This is a genomic window from Natronorubrum tibetense GA33 (assembly GCF_000383975.1).
Taxonomy (GTDB): Archaea; Halobacteriota; Halobacteria; order Halobacteriales; family Natrialbaceae; genus Natronorubrum; species Natronorubrum tibetense.
The window spans coordinates 1842929-1864261 of sequence record NZ_KB913017.1 but is presented as its reverse complement, the minus strand read 5'-3'; the positions used below and the strand labels follow the sequence as shown (position 1 = coordinate 1864261).

The window sequence follows — 21333 nt, the reverse complement described above, 5'->3', positions numbered from 1 at the left end:
TTGGGATTGATGTGCGTGTCGGCTATCGGGAGAGAAGCGGCTGTCACGAGATACTACAGGCAAGTACCGGCGGGACGCATTTAACGGTTACTAACTCGACCGGGAGCAACAGCTATCCGACCGCGGCAGCCCTGATCGGAGGAGCCGATCACATGCGACAGTACCCCAGTATCAGTTAAATTCCTTGTGGAGCATGGAACTGTGTAGCAAAGAGCGGACTCGAGGCCACTCCCGTGGCTCGATTCCACGTACCACACGGTGATCGATTGGAAAGTCTTAATACCGTCACCGGGAAATGATGTGTTGTAAGCCCGGATGGTGTAGTGGCCCATCATACGACCCTGTCACGGTCGTGACGCGGGTTCAAATCCCGCTCCGGGCGTCTTCTTCCGCGAACTATTTCGACGAGCACCGCGTAGCGTGTGTTCGTCATCCGTGAACGGAAAAGACGATCACTAGGGATTTGAATCAGGGAGTGAAGCGAACGAAGTGAGCGAAACGACCGCGGTTCAAATCCCGCTCCGGGCGCTTTCTGCTGACGCTAATTCGTGAACGAGGAGTGTAGAAACGGACGAACAGCGGCGTCAACGAAACACTGATCCGGAACTTGAAGTCGGTAGTCTACCCCCTGAACTAGCTCTACTGAGCAGAGTGTATCGAGACAGATACCGTCGATAGTATGCCAACCCTGTGTGGTAATCTGATTGAGTGATCTTCGGAACACAACCCTTAAGAGTTTCACCGGGAAATCAAGGGATGCAGGTTGCCCGGATGGTGTAGTGGCCCATCATACGACCCTGTCACGGTCGTGACGCGGGTTCAAATCCCGCTCCGGGCGTCTTCTTCCGCGAACTATTTCGACGAGCATCGCGTAGCGTGTGCTCGTCATCCGTGAGCGGAAAAGACGGTCACTAGGGATTTGAATTAGGGAGTGAAGCGAACGAAGTGAGCGAAACGACCGCGGTTCAAATCCCGCTCCGGGCGCTTCTCTCGAAATTTACACTCGCGAGCAGCTAGCTCTTCGCGTTATAAACAATTGACTAGTTGATAATCGAGACAACAGACACAACGGAGAGCCATCCTTTCGAGCGAGTGCAGAGACATGGAATGCGATTTCCTCCGAGTTGCACTCGAATTTATATAGGAATCCGAGCGATAGCCTGGATGTGTCAAGACTGTGACGAACACGAAACAGACAGGTGACGAAACCGAGGCACGAATAATCGCCGCGCTAATCGAAGCAGGATACTCTACTGCCGTTCCGTTTGGTGACAACGACAGATACGATCTCGTATTGGACACCGGTGATGAGTTACTCCGTGTCCAGTGCAAAACGGGCTGGATCGAAGACGGGGTCATCCGATTCAAAACTGCCAGCAAGACCACTGTCGACGGCGTAGCAACGATGAATGATTACGACGGTACTATCGATGCCTTCGCAGTAAGATGCAAAGATACAGACGCACTCTACTGGGTTCCGATCGAGGATGCGGGAAAGAAAAGCACGTACTTGCGGATAACGGAACCAAAAATCGATCACCCTGACGTCAAGATGGCCGAAACGTACCGCTTTGACCAGCGACTTTCCTGATCGAGGGATAACGGGACCGATACCGTGTGGAACACTAATCATTTAGTATCCGCGCCATCTTTCCACCCTATGACGGCTGCAGCGATGCCCGTCGACGCTCACCAATGACGAACCCGATCACCGTCCTCATCGTCGACAACGAACCGGGATTCGCCAACTTGGCCGGCGAAATGGTCGAACGCGAACGCGATGCGATCGTCGCCGAAGCGGCGACGAACGCCGAGGAGGCACTCGAGATCCTCGAGGAACGCTCGATCGATTGTATCGTCAGCGACTACGAGATGCCGACGCTGACAGGACTCGAGTTGCTCGAGCGCGTGCGCGAAGACGATCCTGATCTTCCGTTTATCCTCTTTACCGGTCGCGGCTCGGAGGAGATCGCCAGCGAGGCGATCGCCGCGGGTGTGACGCAGTACCTCCAGAAGGAGTCCGGCAAGGAGCAGTACGCGCTGCTCGCGAACCAGATCACGAACGCCGTCTCCCAGTATCGGACCGAAACGGAGTTGCGCGAGAGCGAGCGCCGATACGAACGGACGTTGACGACACTTCACGAGACGACCCGGGATCTGATGCGAGCGGGGACGAAACGCGAGATCTATCAGTCAGCAGTCGACACCGCGCGGGAGATCCTTGACGTGCCCGTCGCCGCGGCGTACACGTTCGAACCGACGGCGGGACTCCTCGAGCACGCGGCATCGACCCGAGAGTCGCGAGAACTCGTCGATCCGGAGATGCAGTTCGAACAAGGCGAGGGCCACGTCTGGGATGTGTTTTCGGAGGGAGAGAGCACCTACTACGAGGATGCGACGCGAGAGGGTGCAAACGCCAAGGCGCTGAGTCGAAGCGAACTGATCGTTCCGCTCGGAACCCACGGTGTGTTGGTTGCGGGGACCGAGGACATCGACGGGTTCGACGAAACGATGACAGAGCTGCTGCACATTCTGGCGGCGAACACCGAAGCGGCGCTGGACCGTGCGGAACGCGAGCAACTGCTTCGGGAGCACGATCGAACGCTCACCAGACAGAACGAGGAACTGACGCGACTCAATCACACGAACGAGATCGTCAGAGAAATCAACCACGGCGTCGCGCAGGCTTCGACGCGAACGGAGATCGAGACGACGGTGTGTGATCGACTGGCCGACACCGAACGCTACTGTTTCGCCTGGATCGCCTCGGCCGACGACGACCCCCCCGAGCCGACCGCCTGGGCCGGCGTCGATGCGGCCTTCGTCGATCGGGTCCGTGACGACGGCGATCGAGCCCCGGAACTCGATCTGGTCAGGGAGAGCCTCGAGACCGAGCGCGTGCAACTCGTCCGAAACGTTCTCGAGGCCGACGGCTGGGATCGACGTCGGAAGGAGGCGCTAACGTACGGCTATCAGACGATTCTCGCGGTTCCGCTCGCCGACACCGAGCGTCAGTACGGCGTGTTACTCGTCCACGTTGCGGGCGTCGACTCGCTCGGCGACAGCGAGCGGGAGGTGCTTGGCGAACTCGGCGAGACGATCAGCCACGCGATTCGATCAGTCGAGCGCACGCGCGCGATGTTAACCGATAGCCGGATCGAACTCGAACTCGCGATTCACGACTCACGACTGCTGTTGAATCGCGTCGCCGAGCGAGTCGACGGAACAGTCGCCATCGAGGGGGTGATTTACCGGGACGACGAGACCGTCGTGTTCGTCAGCACCCCGACATCGGCGGACCTCGAACCGCTGGATCAGTGGGCGTCGATCGACACCCTCTCGGTCGTCTCCGACGGCGACGACGAGACGCTGTTCGAACTGCGAGTCACCTCCTCTCCGATTCTGGACATCCTACGCACCTACGACGTCCACCTGCAGACCGCGATAGCCAAAAACGGCACGACGACCCTCGTCCTCGACGTGCCACAACAGGTCGAGCCTCGGTCGCTGGTCGAGGCGATCAGGGAGGGGTATCCGGAGACGGAACTCGAGGCCCGACGCGAGACGACCAGTATGCGCTCGGCGCGCCAGCTCGATACGCATCTCGAGGAACGGCTCACGGCCAAACAGCTCGAGGCGCTACAGGCGGCTCACTACAGCGGGTTCTTCGAGTGGCCGCGCGAGAGCACCGGCGAAGAGCTCGCAGACGCTCTCGACGTGTCACCGCCAACGTACCATTACCACTTGCGAGCGGCCGAGCGAAAGCTCGTCACGCTGGCACTCGACGGGAAATCTAGGTGATTAGTATCAGTATTCGCTTCCCACTAACTGATTAGAAAGTATACTTACTTTCCATCAGTTCATACGTTACGTTGGCGATCTGCGATAGTCTATCGCCACCCCCAATCCCCCACCCCCCAACTTTCCCCCGAACTACTGCTCCTGAGAGACGTCCACAGCGTGCTCGTCCCCGGTAATTTCGACCCGACTTACCGAGGGATTCGGCGTCACGTCGAGATCGTCGTTGCCGGTCGCTCGTTTACTAGACCGACACAGCGTGAAATTTACCCGCGTCGGGCAAATCGAGTGGGAGCAGACGATCGGCTGCTAGATCAGTCCGGTCCGTTGTCATACTAATCTATTAGTGGCTTACCACTGTGCTGTACTAATTAATTAGGAATCATAGTTAACCCTCGGCCGACCGTACCAGTTACTGGCGATCTGCGGTATCTGTCGCCACCCCCAATCCCCCCACCCCCCACTTTTGCCAGACCGGATATCGGACGACGAGCGCTCGTTGTATCCTCTCGATTCGTCCGCAGCCGAATCACTCTTGAGACGAAAGGGAAGCCGTACCCGACGTAGCGACTGACTACTGCGTCGGCTCTTCGCCGGGCCAGCAGAACACTCACGGACGAGATCAGTCGTCCGCATCTATCGTGGGGTCACGGTGCAGGATCGTCGTCACTGCGGGCCGACCGATTCCTCCCACTCGATCCACTCCTGTTCCCAGCCGCGGCGCGATTCGGCTCGACGCGTCGCGTGCTCGCGGTCCTCGCGAGTCATTCGATTCCGTTCGACGGCACCCGACTGTTCGCCCTCGACCAGCAGCGGATCGAACGAAACGGCCGCAAACGCCTCTCGCTCACTGTCGGCGGAGACGGCCTCGAGACGCTGTCGCTGCGTCCCGCATGGAAAGACGATTCGGCCGCTGTCGGTCAGTTGTTCGAGCAACGCTCGCGGCGGGTCGACGGCGGCAGCCTCGAGCAGAATGCGATCGAACGGCGCGTACTCGGGGAACCCGTTCGCCCCGTCGCGACAGTCGACGAGCACGCCGCCGTAGCCCGCTCGAGCGAGGTTCTGTCGGGCCTCGATGACGAGCGGCCGGGAGATGTCGACCGCGTGGACGTTCGTCTCGCCGACGATTTCGGCCACGACGGCGGCCGTGTAGCCGACGCCGGCCCCGACGAGCAACACGTCGTGACCGTCCTCGAGATCGAGCGGTTGCAACAGTCGGGCGACCGTACTCGGTGCGAGAACGCGAGTGCCGAGAACCTCGAGTTCTCGGTCCGCGTAGGCCGTCCGATCGTCCTCGAGAAACTCGTGGCGGGGAACGTCGCGCATCGCGACGGCGACGGTCTCGTCGTGGAGGACGCCCTTGGCGTCGGACTCGAGACCATCGACCATATCCTCTCGCAGTACCGCGGGGTCCATACTGGGAGTATCGCTCGGTCAGTAATCAAAGACGCGCTTGCGCGACTGGGCGAGTAAGGCGGTGTTACCCGCCGCGCATCTCGACGAATCGAACGCCGCCGTGTTCGGTGCGCTCGAGGCGTCCGTCCTCGCGTTTCGTCGCTTCGACAAGCGACTGGAACCGGGTGCCGATCGGTGCGAGGAGTTGTCCTCCGGGACGGACCTGTGCGACGACCGGATCGGGGAACGACGGGGCCGCACACGTGAAGTACGCCGCGTCGAACGGCGCGTGCTCGGGCCACCCTTCGCGGCCGTCGCCGGTTCGGACGGAGACACCTCCGTAGCCGACCTGCGCGAGCTGGTCGCGAGCCTGTTCGGCCAGTTCGTCGCCGTACTCGACACTGTAGACGTGCTCTTCGCCGACGATTTCGGCCGTCACCGCGGCGTGGTAGCCACAGCCGGTCCCGATCTCGAGGATCTCCGTTCCCGACTCGAGGTCGAGCCGATCGGCCATGATCGCGACCATGTGCGGCGCGCTGATCGTCTGGCCGTCGCCAATCGGCAGCGGTCGGTCCTCGTAGGCGCTGTCCCGGCGATTCGGCGGGACGAAAGCGTGCCGGGGAACGGATTCGAGCGCCTCGAGAACGCGCTCGTCGTCGACGCGCGAGGCCACGGTTCGAACCATTCGCTCGCGGGCGTCGTCGCCAGGGTCGTCAGAGCTGAATCGATCGAACATATCGAGACTACACGCTCGCCGTCAATAGGCTGTGGGGCGCCAGTACACCTCGGACGTGTGCGTAGTGCGAAATGCCGTCGAGAGACTGAAAGAAGGGGTTTTGCGGGACTCTCGGTCGGCCCGGCGCCCGGACCGACGGTCAGAAATGGAATCGAGAGTGGAGTCGACTACCAGGCAGACCAGGCGCTGGTCTGCTCATCGTAGGCGTAGACTCGTTTCGCGTCCTTCGCGAGGATGGTATCGCCGCGCTCCTCGTACCGATCTCGGTGGTAGCCCGAGGAGTCCTTGCGGACGACGAAGGCGTCGATCTCGAACTCGTCGTCGCCGAACTCCTCCGTCTCGCCGACGGTGAACTCGTAGTCGCCGGGGACGTGGACCGTAATGGACCGACTGTCGTTTCGCGACCCGTCCTGGGGATGGACGGTGACGTTGACGGCGACGTTGTCGACCTCGCGGGTCCAGACGGTTTCGACGTCGTCGACGACGGCCTCCTCGCGGCGCTTCTGGCCGTCGAGTTCGAGGCTCGTGACGCGAACCGTCGAGAGCACTTCGTCCGTCTCGAGGATGAACTCGTCGCCCGTCTCGATGGTCTCGCCTTCTGGTGTTGTCACGTTCGCCGTGAAGGACTCGCCCTCTTGGGAGACGACGACGTCGAGGGTCACTTCGCTCTCCTGTTCGGGCTGAATCTTGTGGACATGAGCGCACTCGCTACAGCGGACGGTCACGGTCCCGCCGCCTTCCGTCACCGTCAGGACTTCGTGGACCGTCTCGAGGTCCGGCGAACAGGACGGGCAGTTCGTCGGAACCCGGTCCGGAATATCGTTCATAACCGTCGTAGACGCCGCGCACCTAAAAGCGAACTGAACTGCGGGCTGGGTCTACTGAACTGCGGGTCGGAGTCCAGCGGAGTGATCTCGAGTCGCACGTCGGTTCGCTCGAGACGCGAGTCGAAGCGATCGAATCAGCAGTCAGTGCGCTCGGATTCCGCGTCGGAGCGTCCGCCCGCGTTGGGGGCGGTTTCGGTGGCGGCACCATCGTTGGAAACGATTTCACGACCGCCGACGTGTCTCCCGCGCTGACCCGCGTGGACGTACGTCTCGTCGTGTCGTTCCGGCCCGGTCCGCGGATGGTCGGTCTCGAGCCGTTCGAACCGAACCGGGACTCCGGCCCCGAGGAAGAAGTTCGGGCGATCCTGGACGTGGAAGTGGAGGTGGGGTTCCGTCGTGTTCCCGGAGTTACCACAGCGGGCGATCTGCTGGCCGCGTTCGACTCGGTCGCCTGGGTCGACGGCAACGCTGCCTCGCTCGAGATGAGCCAGCACGCTGTACTCGTCGTCGGCGTGTTTGATGATCACATTGTTTCCGAGGATGCTCCGCTGGAGCGGATCCATTCGGCCGTCGGTCCGGTGGTAGTCGCGATGGTCGTTTCGAACGCTCACGACGACGCCGTCCGCGGGCGCGAGGATCGGTTCGCCGAAGCAGTAGTAGCCCTCGGGCGGCCCGCGCTCGCCCTCGTGGGTCCGCCCGTCGTCGTCGGTGATGACGAAGTCGTAGGCGTATCGCTGGGTGAGTATTCCCCACGAGTGGGAGTAGTCGCGATCCGGACTACCGTTGACGACGGTCCAGGTCCCCTCAAAGGGTAGCCGATAGTCAACGTGGCTTTCGAAGTTCGCCGGCGAAGGCGGACTCCCGCGGTGGCGCGCGAGGATGGGAATGTGGCCGCCCATCTGGAACACCCCCGTGACGAAGATGACCGGCTGAAACTGGAGGGCAAGCATTGCGACGAGCGCGCGGACGTTGGTGGCCCGGTCACCCATGTCGATCCAATCCGTCGGCACGATCTCGTCCGCATCGTCGTCGGTCCCCAATCCGAGAACCGTTCCGACGATGGCGACGACCAACGGCCACAGACCAGCGAGAAAGCACAGCGCGAACAGTCGGAGGCTCGCGAGCGAGTCGAACAAATAGCCGGGGATCGAGAGAAATCCCAGCAGGAATACGTACATCGGATCGGGAAACCGGTGACGGATCGCCGCCAGATACCCCGATTCGGCCTCGGATTCGGTCTCCGGATCGATCGGATGGTGGACTGTCATACTCTCTCGAATGCGCATTGGAACGGATCAACGTTTGGCGAAGGCATTTTCTATAAACAATCTATCAGTACCCGACGGGCGGGCGATTCGAGGCGATTCGAGGCCGCTCGCGTTCGTCCGTCGTCAGTCCAGTCGGTACGTACCGAGCCGATGTACCACCAATCGATAGGCCATCGAAACAACGACGAACGGACAGCTCTGTCACGTTTTCGCAGCTCAGCCCACGTTCGCCGGGCAGTCGATATCGAGGACCCGGGCCGACTCGTCGACCATCGCCCGGACGGGCGTCTCGCCGACCGTAACCGAGAGTCGAACGCGAAGCGGGTCCTCCTCGAGAATCTCGATTTCGGTTCGATCAACGACCTCAAGCTCCCACCAGTACCGGTCGCTGATCGGTCGCCCCTGCCGCTGATAGAGCGACTCAACTTCAGGATGGCCGAGCAAGACAAAACCGACCGGCGCATCCCAGCCAGCGGCACAGGCACCACATCGGGCGTGAAACCGAACCGATCGGTCGCCATCGTCGGTTTCGACCGTTCGGACCGTCGGCTCGACGCCGGAGTAACACTCCGAACAGGTGCCGTTGGCGACCAGTTCGTAGGACTGCACGGCCAGCGTCGTCGCCAGTTCGACCAATTCCTCGAGCGAAGGCTCGACCGCAGCGTTCGGCGGTACCGACCAATAAAATAGGGGATGATCGTGCTCGCAGGTCACCTCGAGAACGCCGTCCCGGTAGTGCGCACGAGCAGCCGTCCCGCAACGACTACAGCTGCTGTCGAGGGCGACCGGGCCGAGTCGCGTCCGACCGGTGTATGTACCCGCAATAATCGCGTCGATCACCTTCGAGCCGGCGTAGGTGAGCCGATAGCCCTCGTCGCACTTCTCGACGAACGTCCCCCGAAGCTGCTCGAGGTGGTACCGGAACTGACCCGAATCCTTCATTCCGACGGCCTTTCGGAGCGTCGAAAACGCGGCTGCTGACACCGTCGGGTTCGCCAGATGGTGCTCGCGGAACGCCTGGAGAATTTCGACGCGTGTCGAGTTTCCGAGCGCGGCGAAGGCGTCTGCGGGATCGACGTCCTCGACGGCACGGGCTTCGTCTCCGTCGGGTGGGATCTCGGCGTCGTCCATTCGGTCTAGGGTAGTAGACCGGCTCGAGTATCTTTACCGTTCGAGTTCGCCTGTTCGCGGCTCGCGCCGCTCACTCTGCCCGCGGAAGTGAAACTTCCGCGCCTGCTCGCGGTTTCACCGCTCGCTTTTCGGGAGGTCTACGACCTCCCCATCCGCATACACTGTCGGCTCCCGCAAGATCCCGTCGAGGTGGATCGGTGCTTCAGTCTCGCCGCCGATTCCCGCGTTGTCACCGATCGCGATGTGGACGGTTCCAGCGGCCTTTTCGTCCAGCAAGACGGAGCCGACGAGTTCGGTAACCGCCACGTTCGTCCCGATCCCCAGCTCCGCGAGGTTGTACGCCGCATCTCCGACCGCTTCGGCCGCGCCCTCGACCGTTCCATGAATCTCGTCGTCCGAAATATGCGTGACGAGACCGTCTTCGACCTCGAACGTCAGCTGGCGGTCCGCCTCGAGCAGCCCGTGTGGGCGCATCGTCCCGTCGACGACGAACGTCCCGGTCGCCGTTTCGGGACTGACGAACACCTCGCCCGCCGGCAGGTTCGACATGATGCCGGGCTCGTGGACGATACCGGTGTCTGCGAGCCACTCCCGGTCACCGATCCCGAAGCTGATGTCGGTACCGGCCGGCGTCGTGACCCGAATCTCGTCCGCGCCGGCGACCTGCTCGAGCACGTCATCGCAGTGAGCCGCGATGGACTCGTAGTCGGCGTCCAGCCCCGTCGTGAAAACGTCCTCGGTGATCCCCGGAAGCGTCGCGACTCGAGCGCCAGCGTCGTTGGCCTCGGTGCGAGCGCGGGTATGGCTCAGACTCTTCGTCGTCGGTGCGAGCACGACATCCGCGCCGGCCATCGCCGCTGCGACGGGTGCAGGCGGCTCACTGCCGTGTGTCTCTCCCGGCGGATAGCGAACGATCACCGTCTCGTCGGTCACCTCGCTGGCGACCTCGTACAGTACGTTCCCGATCGGCTCGCGTTTGTCGTCGGTAACGATCGCACACGATTCGTCGCTCTCGAGGGCCAAACACTGATGAACAGCAGTCTCGGCGGCTGCACGGAGTTCGGACATAACGTATATCTACGCAACGACCCCGAAAGCTGTTGGCTTTACCGGCCGCCCCCTCGGGCGATACCGTTTTGAGATAGGCATACGACTGTTTACCGAACGCATGGTGACGACGACGCTCGAGGGCGTCTTCTTCGACGAATCGACGAACGAAACGATCAGGAGCGCACTCCCGGAAACCGCGATTACGTTTTTCGAGTACATCACACACCTCGGCGACGGCGCGGTGTTGATCGTCCTCGCGACGCTGCTCTACTGGTTCGGCACCGAATCTCGCCGTGAGCAACGCACGCTCGTAATCGCGATCGGACTCGGTGCGCTCGCGATCAGCGCCGGGATGAAGGGGATATTCGTCCGTCCTCGTCCGGAACTGTCGGGTGGCTACGGTGGGTACAGCTTTCCGAGCGCACACGCGATGGGGGCGGCCACCTTCTACGGCGCGCTCGCAGTGGTCGCAGACACCGGCACGCGACTCCAACGGTACGTTGCCGCTGGCTCGATCATCTTCCTGATCGCGCTCTCGCGGATCGTCATCGGCGTTCATTTCGTCGGCGACGTGCTCGTGGGCGTCGGTATCGGGCTCGTCTTCGTCGCAATCGTGTTCCGCGGCAAAACCGCCGAACCGGGCTCAATATTCGTCCTTTCGGGCATCATCGCGATCCTGGCGTTCGGCCTGGGTTCACGGGAGTTCACGACGATGACGATCGGTGCCGCACTCGGCGCGACCGTCTCCTGGCAGTACGTTAAATCGCGGCCAGCACAGCCTCGTGGTGCGGCAATCTTGCTGTTAGCGTATCTCTGTATCCCGGTGATTCTTGCCGTTCGTGCGCTACCCGTTTTTTGGCCGGATCACGCGCTCCTCGACGCTGTCGAAATTGTCGGCTACGCGGCCGTGACCGGCTCGATATTGGTCGTCCCGATCGTTGCCGAGCGGATGAACGAGTGGCCACCCGTCGAGTGGCTCCAGCAACGGTTGCCGTTCAGCGGCCGAACGATCGATTTCAATCACGCACCGTTCGCATCGGAAGACTGAGCGCGGAGCATCGATCGAGACGGTTATTCATACGGAAGCGAGCGCATATCCGGCCGGTAACCCGCTGACGAACCGTGTCTATGACTCCGCAGCGTGGGTCCGTTCGGTCCGCGTCTCCGGTGCCGGGGATGGCTCGAGTTCGGTTGCAAGCGCCTTGAGTTCCGTCGGCGTCCCGAAGACGTACACCGTGTCGTCGGGCTGCAGCGGCTCCTTGTCAGCCGGCAGCGAGAGGATCTCTTCGCCCCGGTCGACCGCGAGGACGGTCCCAGGAATCCAGCCGGCGAACTCGCTCGCGAGCGGGCCGTCATCCTCGATAGTGATCGCCGTGACTGTCTCGTCACCAGCCCGGATCGCGGAGACGAGCGCACGTCCGTCACTCGGCGTCTCCGGTCGCGTCGTGAGCTGGTAGCGGCCATCCGGTTCGAACGCGTCCGCGTCGTCCGCGTCGACGATCACGGTCGTGACCGATCCGGCACTCGCCCGTAGCGTTCCGGTCGTGACGAGCCGGCTCGAGTCCTCACCGGCCGTCCATACCTCGATCGGATCGCCGGCACTCGCTCGCGGTGACGGGTCGCCTGCGATCGCGACGGCGAACCGGTCCGGCCCCAGCGTCGAACTCACCCCAACTCGTCGGTCGCCGACGGCGATCGATGTCACGGCACCTGCATCGGTGAGGTCGGCGCGAACGTAGCCGACGCCGAAATCCGACTCGATACGAGATTCCAGTCGGGACCGACGCTCCGGGATCGATAGTCCGCTCGGGAACAGGAACTCCCGATCCGCGAGCGCTCGCTTGCGGTCGTCGTCGACGGGTGGGTAGCCTTCGGCGTCGTCGATCGAGGCAGGCAACTGCACGACGCTCGCGAGGCCGGCCGACTGGACGAGCGTGGCGACCGGACCGCTAGTCTCGATCGGCGTAATCCCGTAGACGCCACAGGCGAGGTGATCACCGAGCCGATGACCCCCGAACGCGGTGACACAGCCGACGAACAACACGCCGAGAAGGAACGTTCCGGAGGTGTAGTGAACCAGCGGCGAGTCAGCGACGACCTCGCCGTGGCGAATCGCCTCCACCGTCAACCAGCCCGCCGGCAGGGCGGTCCCGACGAGGACTGCCGGTCCGATCGGGAGTTCGCGAACGGTCAGGGCTCGATAGCCAAACGCGACCACGAGCGCTCCGACGCCCGCCAGCAGTCCGTAGCCGAGTATGCCGAGCAGTGCGGTTTGCGTCCACTCGAGCGTTGTGCCTCCGCCGAACTCCCCACCGGTCTGCAGCGGGTACACCGCAGTAACCGCCTCAAGTCCGAGTACGATCGTCATCTCAGTGACTCACCCCGGGAGCCGCCGGTTCCTGTTCGCCCAACGCGTTCGATTCGTCCCGTTCGGCCGATTCGGATCCGAAGGCGGCCGCACCGGGACCGAGGAGGAACGCCTCAGTGCCGACCTCCAGTGCGCCCGAATCGGGTTCGAACCGCCACTCGTACTCGACCGCCGGCCCGCCGGTGCTCGCCTCACCGTTTCGGATTGCGAACACGTCGAGTTCGGTCTCGTCGTCGGAGACGGCGTCCAGCACCGCGTCGGTGACCGTCACCCGTCGAATCGACGTTCCACCCCGCTCGAGCAACGAAACCGCGTCGAATTCGTGGGTGGAGCCAGACGGCCTGACGACGATTCTGACCCGTTCGGTCTCCAGAACTACATCCGCATCAGTCGTCGGAACGGCGACGGTCACGTATCCGTCGCCCCCGCACGCTTCGGCCTCGGACAAGAGTGAACTACCGTCCCGCTTGGATCGGTTGTCGCTCGAGGTATCGACGGTTGGAGCCGTGTTCGGACTGGTGTAACCACCATCCGCAACCGGGGTGACGGTCGCGCTGAGCACCGTTCCGGAGACGGTCGTCGACTCGGTGGCGACCAGGATGTCGTCGCCCGGCGCCAGTCCCGTCGGAAGGAGCGCTCGAGTCGACACGGCGCGCCACCCCTCCGGCACTCGCTTCGCGACGCCGTTGGCGGGCGGCGCCGCAGTGATCGTCGCCCGGCCGCGGCCGTCAACGGAGACGGACACTGCTTCGAGGTCGTAGCTCGTCCGCAGCCGATCCTCGAGGCGCGTCTCGAGTTCAGCGATCGGGCAGTCTGCAGGAAGTCGCCAGGCACCGTCCTCGAGTGTCGCTCGGAGCCCCGGACCCAGCGGCGGGTACCCCTCGAACTCGCCGACGCCGCCGCTCGAGCGAATCGTCACCTGACCCATCGCGTCGACCGCGTCGACCGCATCCGCTGCGAGCGGTTGCGTTCGTTCGGTCGAGCCGGCGGTAGTCCGCGGCAGGTCGGCAGCGAGTTGAGATCCCCAGCTCGTCCCGTACAGCCCGAGGACGAAGCACAGTCCGACGCCGAGAAGCAGGCCGGGCTGGATCGTACTCCCGTCGAAGACGGCCGCGGCGTACAGGCCCGCGCCAGTGATCGCGACGGTCGCCACACCGCCCACGACTGACGGGACCGTCTCGTCTGCGACGTAGCCGATCACGACGGTTGCACAGCCGACGACTGCGGCACAAACGGTGCCGAACAGGAGAGCGACGGAGACGCCCGTGAGAATCTCGACGGGCGTCACGAACAGCGGGATCATCGACACCCTGTACGTCGGTCTCGAGATCGGTGTTCGCCCGCTCTCGAGGGCGTTATTCGCGAAGCTCTCCGTCCGCTCGGAGCCGTCTCACTCCCGTTACCCAGATACCACTGAATCGTGCGTCTGTCGTTCATAGCTGATCGTGAATGTCTCGTTGCAATCGTCCCAATAGCCGTCTCGGCAGCCCTAGTTTCGGCGTCGCAGTGCCGCAACTGTCATCGCAACCGCGAGTGCACCAGCCGCGACGGCCGCCCCGAATCCGGGCAGCCCGTCCGAACCGTCCGAGTCGTCAGCACCGTCGTCACCGGCCTCCGCCGAGACCGTGACCGTGGCGGCCGTCTCGTCGTCGTCGGTCGCGACCGTGTACTCGTACTCGCCCGCTGCGTCCTCAGAGACAGGCAGTGAGACGGTCTCGCTCGAGTCTGCCTCGAGCGTCAGTTCTTCGGTCGCGACTTCGCTGTCGTTGTCCGAGACGGTGACCGACTGCGTCCCCTCGACGCCGCCGGTGTTCTCGACGGTCACCGAAACATCGAACTCGTCGCCGGGTTCGACATCCTCGGGCGTCTCGAGGTCAGTGACATCGAACGACGGCGGTTCGGTGACCTGGCTCGTCTCTTCGAGCGACTCGTCGTCCACCGTCAACCCGTGTACGACGGTGAGTCCGCTATCGACATCCGTCTCGTAGCGGAGGGTCGCAGTCGAGCCGTCCGGGTCGACGGCGACCGGTTCCGTGATGACGGTCTGGCCCTCGAGTTCGTACGCGACCGTATCGACCACCGTCTCGTCGTCCGCGTTCTCGAGCTCGACCGTGAACTCGTAGGGTGCCCCGGAGCCGACCTCCTCGGGGACCGAAATATCCGCGAGCGAAACCGTGCCGGATTCGACGACCGCGACCGAACCGAGGTCAGTCCCGTCGACCGAGACGTCGTCCTCGGTTCCGACGGGACCATCTGGTGTCCACTCGAAGTCGACCTCGGTCTCGTCGTCGGCCTCGAGCGAGACGGTTTGCGTATCGACGACCTCGCCGTCGGCCGTCAGCTCGGCGGTGTGGCTGCCCGGTCCGCCGTCGTTCTCGTAGGTGGCCGTGGCGGTGAGCGGGCTTCCTTCGACGACGGCGTTCGCATCGAGGTCGCTCTCCTCGAGTTCGATGTTCGGTGGTTCGACGACCTCGAGTTCGACACTGTCGCTCTGGTCGGCAACGGTGGCCGCGATCTCGGTCGTACCCTGCTGATTGGCGTCGACGACGCCGCTATCGACGTCGACGATACCGCCAGCGTCGTAGTCGGCGACTTCGGAGGCGGTGACCGTCGAGCCGTCGTCGAGCGTGAGTGTGACCGTTACGTCGGTCTGCTGGCCTTCGCCGACCGTTGAGTCGTCGAGGGCGGTAGAGAGGTCTTGGACTTGCCACTCGAGGACTGGGTAGTCGTCGGTGAGCGTCCAGAAGTTGTCGAAGTCAAGTTCAGCCATACCTGTTTCAGCAGATTCACCAGTCATATCTGTAGACCGAAGACTGGTACCTTCTCCATCTGAATAGCTGCTTACTTGGACATTCCAGTAGCCAGCACTCACGCTACCTCGGTCGGTCCAGGCAATTCCATCAACTGACTCACCGCCAGATAACCCACCTGTCGAATACGATTCAACAATAGATCCACTGTTATGGCCGACAAGTCCTCCAAGAACATCTTCACCCTCAATATCTCCAGTAGCGTATGAATTCCGAATTTCAGAGAACCTAAGCAGGCGACCTGCTATATTACCTGTGTCTCCATCAGTACCCTCTACATCGCCAGTCACATAGGATGAGGTGATCTGAATCCCTCCACCATATCCGATTAAACCACCAGTCGATCCATCTCCGCCCGTAACCTCAACGGTAGAACCAGATTGATCCAGTGTTGCACCAGAATCACGGCCATTACTTGCAACTAAGCCGCCAGCGTCTCGGTCCCCCTTGACTTCACCGCTTGCGTATACGGAGGAAACATCACCTTCTAGGTATCCGGCCAGCGTTGCGGCTCTATCACCACTAATATCTGCATTTTCAAAAGAAACGGATTCAACCGAACCGTGAAGGCTGTCGAAGAGTGCAACATATCCATCATTTGGCCGATCAATTGTGAGTCCCTCAACTGTGTGTCCTTGCCCATCAAGTGACCCTGTGAAAGGTTCCTCAGCAGTGTACGAGATCTTCTGATCACCGACCGGCTCAAATCCAGCACCCCCATTCCACGTTGCTGTTTCACTCGCGTCGATATCGTTCTCGAGAATATAGTGTGCCCCGAGGTCTTCATCCATTGCCTGCAACTCCTCAGCGTTTGTGATAACGTACGGATTGTCCTCCGTCCCATCACCATCCATATCGTTCAGAATAGACTCGTCAGCAACTGCAGAACCAACAAAAAACACGCTAACGGCGAGTACAACAAATATAAGCGACATTTTCTGTTTATGTATCATTGTCTATTTCTAAGATATTAGCTAGGATCGTCAGCACCCTGTGCAACACGAATTTCAGGGTTCGGCTGTTCGTCGATGTAGTTACTATCTGCCGGAGGGATTACATCAAGTTCCAACGTCCCGATGTCTTGATCTGAGCGAAGATCTGGTTCCTCATCAAAGTCTATTTCCGCAACATTTGTGCCACTATTAGTTTCAGCATCCACCGGCTCAGATAGCTGGGCTGAGCCTGCCGTCACGATTACAGTTGCATCTTCAACGGTACCACCGTCCTCATCAATAACGTGAACCTCAATTTCACCGTCTGTTTCTGGTGGAATCATTTGATGATCCGAATCAGGGATATCAACGGTCACCTCAGTATCCCCAACGTCACCAATCCCACCGAGCATATTCAACATCAACGCGAGCGCCGCCACACCGACGACCAGCGCGATCACGAGTCGGATCGGCAGGCCCTCGATTGCCCGGTCGTCTCGAGCGAACGACGAGCGAGAACGGTTCGACCGGTCGGACCGATCCAACCCGTCGGAGCGGTCCGACAACAGGGTGTCCGGTAGCATACCCTCTCTTGGTCGCGCCTTCCGACTTAAATGTTGGACCGAAAGTTCAAAAGAGAAGAGGGAACAAAGCCCGCTGTGAGTTTCGTAATCGGACGCGATAACGACCTCGAGGACGGGCCCGTCGGACGGTTGGGTGCCTACCGGGCTCGAGACGGAAGCGAGGGGGCGACGCTGCATCTCGACTTCGACGGCCCGCACGCGATGTTGATCGTGGGCAAGCGCGGCTACGGGAAGTCCTACACGATGGGCGTCCTCGCGGAAGGGCTCGCTCGAGCCGACGGCGTCGCACCGGTGATCGTCGATCCCATGGGCGTCTTCGACACGCTCGCGGAGTCGACCCCCGGTGCGGGCGTCCCCGCGACGGTAATCGACGAGCCGGCCGTCACGCCGACCTCGCTCGATCCCAGTTCGTGGTGTGTACTGCTTGGACTCTCACCGGAGAGTGGTGCGGGTGGACTCGTCTGGCAGGCCGCACAGGCGGCGTCGACGCTCGAGGAGATGAAAGCCCACGTCGAAGCGACCGACGCGCCGGTCGCCGACAAACGAGCGGCGAGCAACCACCTCCGACTCGCCGACGCGTGGGAGGTCTTCGACCCCGACGGGATCGATGCCGACGAACTCGGCAGTTCCGAGGCGACGATCGTCGACGTCTCGGGACTCGAGTCCGCGCCGATGAACGCCGTCTGCCGCGGTGTCGCGGAAGCGCTGTATCGTGCGCGCGTTACCGAGACGATCGATCGGCTCCCGTGGCTGCTCCTCGACGAGGCCCACACGTTTTTTGACGGCGTGGCGGAACCGGCCCTCCGGACGATTCTGACTCGCGGGCGCGCCCCCGGCGTGAGTCTCGTCTCGGCGACCCAGCGGCCGAGTGCCGTCCCCGAAGTCGGGATCTCCCAGTCGGACGTCCTGATCTCCCACCGGCTGACCTCCCAGGCGGACCTCGACGCCCTCCAGGCCGCCCAGCCGACGTACATGAACTTCTCGCTGTCGGACGCGGACCGACTCCCGGAGGCCCCTGGCGAGGTCGTCATCGTCGACGACGCGACGGAGACGATCCACTCGGCGCAGGTCCGTCCGCGCGACACCCCACACGGCGGTGACAGTCCGCGAGCGAGTGACGTCGTCGCGGACAACTGACGCGAGTCGACGATCAGCACGGAGACCGAATACTTCAATCGAAGTTGATGTTTAAATACCATGAGTCGGCCAAGAGCGACATGAGCGATATCGATCGTATCGATCAGCGACTGTCCGCGGTCGAGCGCGCGGTCGTCGACGGCGATGTCGAACTCGACCGGGTCGCCGATCTCGCCGCGGTCATCGAGGACGTCGAACGCCTCGAGACCAGACTCGAGGAACACGAGCGGCGACTCGCGGAGCTGGAGGGCACCGTCGACGCGGTCCACGGTCTCGTCGGAAACGTCGAGACGGTCAACGAGGACGTCGAGCGCCAGGCCGACGCGGCTATCGCCGCCGTCGATCGGCTCGAGTATCGAATCGACGAACTCGAGCGGTCACTCGCGAAGCGGGAGCGACAGGGTGACGGTCGAGAGCTCGACGACGGTACCGGTGGCCAGGCGGGAACGGTGGCACCTGCGCTGGAGACCGCTGGTGGCGACGAGCAGCCGTCCAGATCGGGACACATGTCGGGAACCAGCGCGAACGAGTCCGGCTCGACAGGTCTCGTGGCGAGGGAGCGGTCGGCGACCGACGCTCCGTTGGGAGAGTCCAGCAACGTGGAAGCGACGGCTGAAACGCTCCTCGAGCCACCGGCGGACGAGGTGGAAGCGGACGACGGTGACGGCGCTTCGTCCGGCGGACTCGCCGTCCAAGAGGCGATCGAGCGGCGGCTGTCCGGATCGGACGACGCGGCCGATGGGTCCGGTTCAGTTGGAGCGTCCAGTTCGGATAGCGCATTCGGCTCGGACGACGACCAATCGGCTGAGTCGTCGGACGACGAAGGCGACGAATCGAGCGGTCTATTCACCTCACTCCGCGCTAAACTCTCGTGATCCGATACGTTCTCGCCGTCATACTGGCGATCGCACTCCTCGCCATTTCGATCCCCGCTATCGACAAGGGAGCGACGATGAACAGCGAGCGACAGGTCGATGCGAGTCTGGCAGAGATCGACGACGAGGCGACCTCGCTGATCGAAAACGAGGAGACGACCCCCGACGGCCACCCCGATCCCCAGCGCGTCGTCGAGGTGACGCTCCCGCGGAGCACGCTGACCAGCGAGGGAGTCGACCACTTCGAACTGGTACCCCACGAGAACGGGAGCTACACCCACGCCCGATACGTTCTCGAGGACGGCACCACGCGAGAGGAGGTCATCAGCGAGAAAATCGTCTGGAACGATCCCGACGGGACCGAACCGACCGAGTTGGGTGGGACCGGCGACCAACGCCTCGCGCTCGTGTTGCTGGAAGACGAGAACGGAGAGGCGACAATCGTCTCCCGGCATGTATAATTTTAAACCAGAACAGGCTGCCAGTATCGACATGTCACAGGATGGGTTCGCGAACGCCCTTCGATCCGTGCTCGACGAACTCGGGCTCGGATCGCTGCTCGGAGGTGGCGAGCCGACGGGGGCGTGTACGTGCAGTACCTCCTTCGAAAACGAGTTGTTGGTGGTCGACGCGAGCGACTGCGACGGCGACCTCGCGAGCGCACCGGCGTGTCGACGGACGGTCGTCGACGCGCTCACCGGCCGTGAGGCGACGGGCATCCTCACCAGATCGAGCGGGATCGAACGACAGTACGGTGATCGGGGCGTCGAACTGCTCGGCGCGGCCGGTCGCTTCGTCGAACTGCTCGGCGAGCGGGACGAGCGACTCGCCGAGGCCGCCGCGCGCAACCCGCTCGAGGTCGCTGCGGAACTCGAGACCCAGATCGGACCGGTCGCGGACATCGCCGTCGAGTCCGGACTCACCGACGCCGCAATCGGAATCGACGGCTACGACTCGGTGCTGACCTCGACCGTCGGACTCACCATCGGACACTATTTCGTCGACCAGCGGATCGACGACGGCGCGCGTCTCGAGGACGTCAAGACACTCGAGACCGGGAGCGAAGCGCGGGTCTACACGCGGTCGGACGGCGTCCCGCTGTACGTCCTCGACGTCGTCGACAGAACGCTCTCCGAAACGGAACGAGAGCACCTCATCGAGGGCTACGAGGCCATCGCTGAGGGGTACGTCGAGGGCGATCGGGCAGCCTCGCGTGCGATCGAGTACGCGACCGACGAGCCGGCCGATCCGTTGCTGACGAGGGTGCTCTCGAAACACACGAGCGGCTACGGCATCCTCGAGGACCTGTTCGCGGACGAGCGGGTGACGGATATCTACGTGACATCGCCGGTCGCCCAGAACCCCATTCGACTGGTCGTCGACGGAGAGTCGATGACGACGAATGTCCACCTGACGGTCGACGGCGCGCGGGCACTCGCGTCACGCGTCCGTCGAACCAGCGGACGGGCGTTCTCGCGAGCGAACCCGACGGTTGACGCGATGGCCGCCCTCGAGAACGGAACCAGCGTCCGCGTCGCCGGCGTCACCGACCCGGTTGCGGAGGGAGTCGCCTTCGCCTTCCGCGAGGGGGCCGATGACAAGTTCACGCTCCCCGGTCTCGTCGCAAACGGCACGATGCCGGCCGAGGTTGCCGCCTTTCTCTCGGTCGCCATCGAACGCAACGCGGCCGCACTGATCGCCGGTACCCGAGGGTCGGGGAAGACGACCCTTCTCGGAACCTTGCTGTACGAACTGACGCCGGACACCCGAACCGTGCTGATCGAAGACACGCCCGAACTCCCGGTCGATCCGCTCCAGTCGGTCGATCGAGACGTCCAGGCCCTCCGGACGGGCACCGGTGATGGGCCCGAAATATCGCCCGAGCAGGCGCTCAAGACGGCACTCCGACTCGGAGACGGTGCCCTCGTCGTCGGTGAGATCCGGGGCGAGGAGGCCCGCGTGCTCTACGAGGCGATGCGGGTCGGTGCGAACGCGAACGCCGTGCTCGGGACGATCCACGGCGACGGGGCCGATGACGTCTACGAACGCGTTGTCTCCGACCTCAAGGTCGAACCCTCCTCGTTCGGCGCGACGGATCTCGTCGTGACCGTCCAGGCGTACCGGACGCCGAACGGCCGCGACCGTCGCGTCGCCAGAATCGAGGAGGTCATCACCAGCGGCGACGACATCTGGTTCGAGCCGCTGTACGAACTCGACGACGACGGACGAACCGTCTCGAGCGGGCGGATCGACCGCGGTGAGAGCCGAATTGTCGATCGACTCACTGGTCCGGCCGAGGAGTACGCATCGGTTCGGCAGGCGATTTCGGAGCGGACGGAGTTACTCGACCGACTCGCCGCCGACGGACGGACGAGTCCGCGCGAAGTAGCCGCAGCGTACGCCGACCGGGGGAGGGAGTGAT

General features: G+C 62.8%; 17 protein-coding genes and 2 tRNA genes. 9 read left to right on the top strand and 10 right to left on the bottom strand.

What is annotated here, in order from left to right; translation table 11 throughout:
• Positions 1–309 precede the first annotated feature (309 nt).
• From NATTI_RS0109645 to NATTI_RS0109630, 4 genes are all read left to right on the top strand, one after another.
• A tRNA-Asp gene (locus tag NATTI_RS0109645) sits at positions 310–382 on the top strand.
• A gap of 383 nt (positions 383–765) precedes the next feature.
• Positions 766–838 (top strand) — tRNA-Asp (locus NATTI_RS0109640).
• A 339-nt stretch (positions 839–1177) separates the two neighbouring features.
• Positions 1178–1591: a group I intron-associated PD-(D/E)XK endonuclease gene (locus tag NATTI_RS0109635; protein ID WP_006087688.1), complete on the top strand. Its 414-nt coding sequence runs from the start codon at positions 1178–1180 to the stop codon at positions 1589–1591.
• Positions 1592–1695: 104 nt separating this feature from the next.
• Entirely contained in the window at positions 1696–3801 is a 2106-nt protein-coding gene (locus tag NATTI_RS0109630; RefSeq protein ID WP_006087687.1) for a bacterio-opsin activator domain-containing protein, read from the top strand.
• Positions 3802–4464: 663 nt separating this feature from the next.
• Here NATTI_RS0109630 and NATTI_RS0109625 read toward each other — a convergent pair.
• The 6 genes from NATTI_RS0109625 to NATTI_RS0109600 form a co-directional block, all read right to left on the bottom strand.
• A complete protein-coding gene (locus tag NATTI_RS0109625) occupies positions 4465–5214 on the bottom strand; it encodes a protein-L-isoaspartate O-methyltransferase family protein (protein ID WP_006087686.1) in 750 nt (249 codons plus the stop codon).
• 64 nt (positions 5215–5278) lie between these two features.
• Positions 5279–5929: a protein-L-isoaspartate(D-aspartate) O-methyltransferase gene (locus NATTI_RS0109620; protein ID WP_006087685.1), complete on the bottom strand. Its 651-nt coding sequence runs from the start codon at positions 5927–5929 to the stop codon at positions 5279–5281.
• A 167-nt stretch (positions 5930–6096) separates the two neighbouring features.
• Positions 6097–6756: an HVO_0476 family zinc finger protein gene (locus NATTI_RS0109615; protein ID WP_006087684.1), complete on the bottom strand. Its 660-nt coding sequence runs from the start codon at positions 6754–6756 to the stop codon at positions 6097–6099.
• Between the two features lie 134 nt (positions 6757–6890).
• On the bottom strand, positions 6891–8024 hold the full coding sequence (locus NATTI_RS0109610) for a M23 family metallopeptidase (protein WP_006087683.1): 1134 nt from the start codon (positions 8022–8024) through the stop codon (positions 6891–6893).
• A gap of 216 nt (positions 8025–8240) precedes the next feature.
• Positions 8241–9155, bottom strand: a complete 915-nt coding sequence (locus tag NATTI_RS0109605) for a DUF7351 domain-containing protein (protein ID WP_006087682.1) — start codon at positions 9153–9155, stop codon at positions 8241–8243.
• A 114-nt stretch (positions 9156–9269) separates the two neighbouring features.
• Positions 9270–10223: an aminopeptidase gene (locus NATTI_RS0109600; RefSeq protein ID WP_006087681.1), complete on the bottom strand. Its 954-nt coding sequence runs from the start codon at positions 10221–10223 to the stop codon at positions 9270–9272.
• Between the two features lie 100 nt (positions 10224–10323).
• Here NATTI_RS0109600 and NATTI_RS0109595 point away from each other — a divergent pair, with 100 nt between their 5' ends.
• The gene (locus NATTI_RS0109595) at positions 10324–11253 is read left to right on the top strand and encodes a phosphatase PAP2 family protein (protein ID WP_006087680.1); all 930 of its coding nucleotides are present in this window, start codon (positions 10324–10326) and stop codon (positions 11251–11253) included.
• Positions 11254–11331: 78 nt separating this feature from the next.
• Here the strand turns inward: NATTI_RS0109595 and NATTI_RS0109590 are convergent, their stop codons facing one another.
• The 4 genes from NATTI_RS0109590 to NATTI_RS0109565 form a co-directional block, all read right to left on the bottom strand.
• Positions 11332–12573, bottom strand: a complete 1242-nt coding sequence (locus NATTI_RS0109590; RefSeq protein ID WP_006087679.1) for a TrkA C-terminal domain-containing protein — start codon at positions 12571–12573, stop codon at positions 11332–11334.
• 1 nt (position 12574) lies between these two features.
• Positions 12575–13876: a hypothetical protein gene (locus NATTI_RS0109585; protein ID WP_006087678.1), complete on the bottom strand. Its 1302-nt coding sequence runs from the start codon at positions 13874–13876 to the stop codon at positions 12575–12577.
• A gap of 186 nt (positions 13877–14062) precedes the next feature.
• A complete protein-coding gene (locus NATTI_RS0109580) occupies positions 14063–15343 on the bottom strand; it encodes a CARDB domain-containing protein (RefSeq protein WP_006087677.1) in 1281 nt (426 codons plus the stop codon).
• Between the two features lie 1010 nt (positions 15344–16353).
• Positions 16354–16899 carry a DUF7382 domain-containing protein gene (locus NATTI_RS0109565; RefSeq protein WP_006087675.1) on the bottom strand — a complete coding sequence of 182 codons (546 nt, stop codon included), beginning with the start codon at positions 16897–16899 and terminating at the stop codon, positions 16354–16356.
• Positions 16900–16974: 75 nt separating this feature from the next.
• Here NATTI_RS0109565 and NATTI_RS0109560 point away from each other — a divergent pair, with 75 nt between their 5' ends.
• The 4 genes from NATTI_RS0109560 (at position 16975) to NATTI_RS0109545 (ending at position 21332) form a co-directional block, all read left to right on the top strand.
• Positions 16975–18036 (top strand): ATP-binding protein, encoded by a 1062-nt coding sequence (locus tag NATTI_RS0109560; RefSeq protein ID WP_019991780.1) that lies wholly within the window; start codon positions 16975–16977, stop codon positions 18034–18036.
• An 80-nt stretch (positions 18037–18116) separates the two neighbouring features.
• Positions 18117–18911 (top strand): prefoldin subunit, encoded by a 795-nt coding sequence (locus NATTI_RS0109555; protein ID WP_241434237.1) that lies wholly within the window; start codon positions 18117–18119, stop codon positions 18909–18911.
• Positions 18908–19372 carry a DUF7311 family protein gene (locus NATTI_RS0109550; RefSeq protein WP_006087672.1) on the top strand — a complete coding sequence of 155 codons (465 nt, stop codon included), beginning with the start codon at positions 18908–18910 and terminating at the stop codon, positions 19370–19372. The genes NATTI_RS0109555 and NATTI_RS0109550 overlap by 4 nt, the downstream gene beginning before the upstream one ends.
• A gap of 31 nt (positions 19373–19403) precedes the next feature.
• Positions 19404–21332, top strand: a complete 1929-nt coding sequence (locus NATTI_RS0109545) for a type II/IV secretion system ATPase subunit (RefSeq protein ID WP_006087671.1) — start codon at positions 19404–19406, stop codon at positions 21330–21332.
• Position 21333 lies beyond the last annotated feature (1 nt).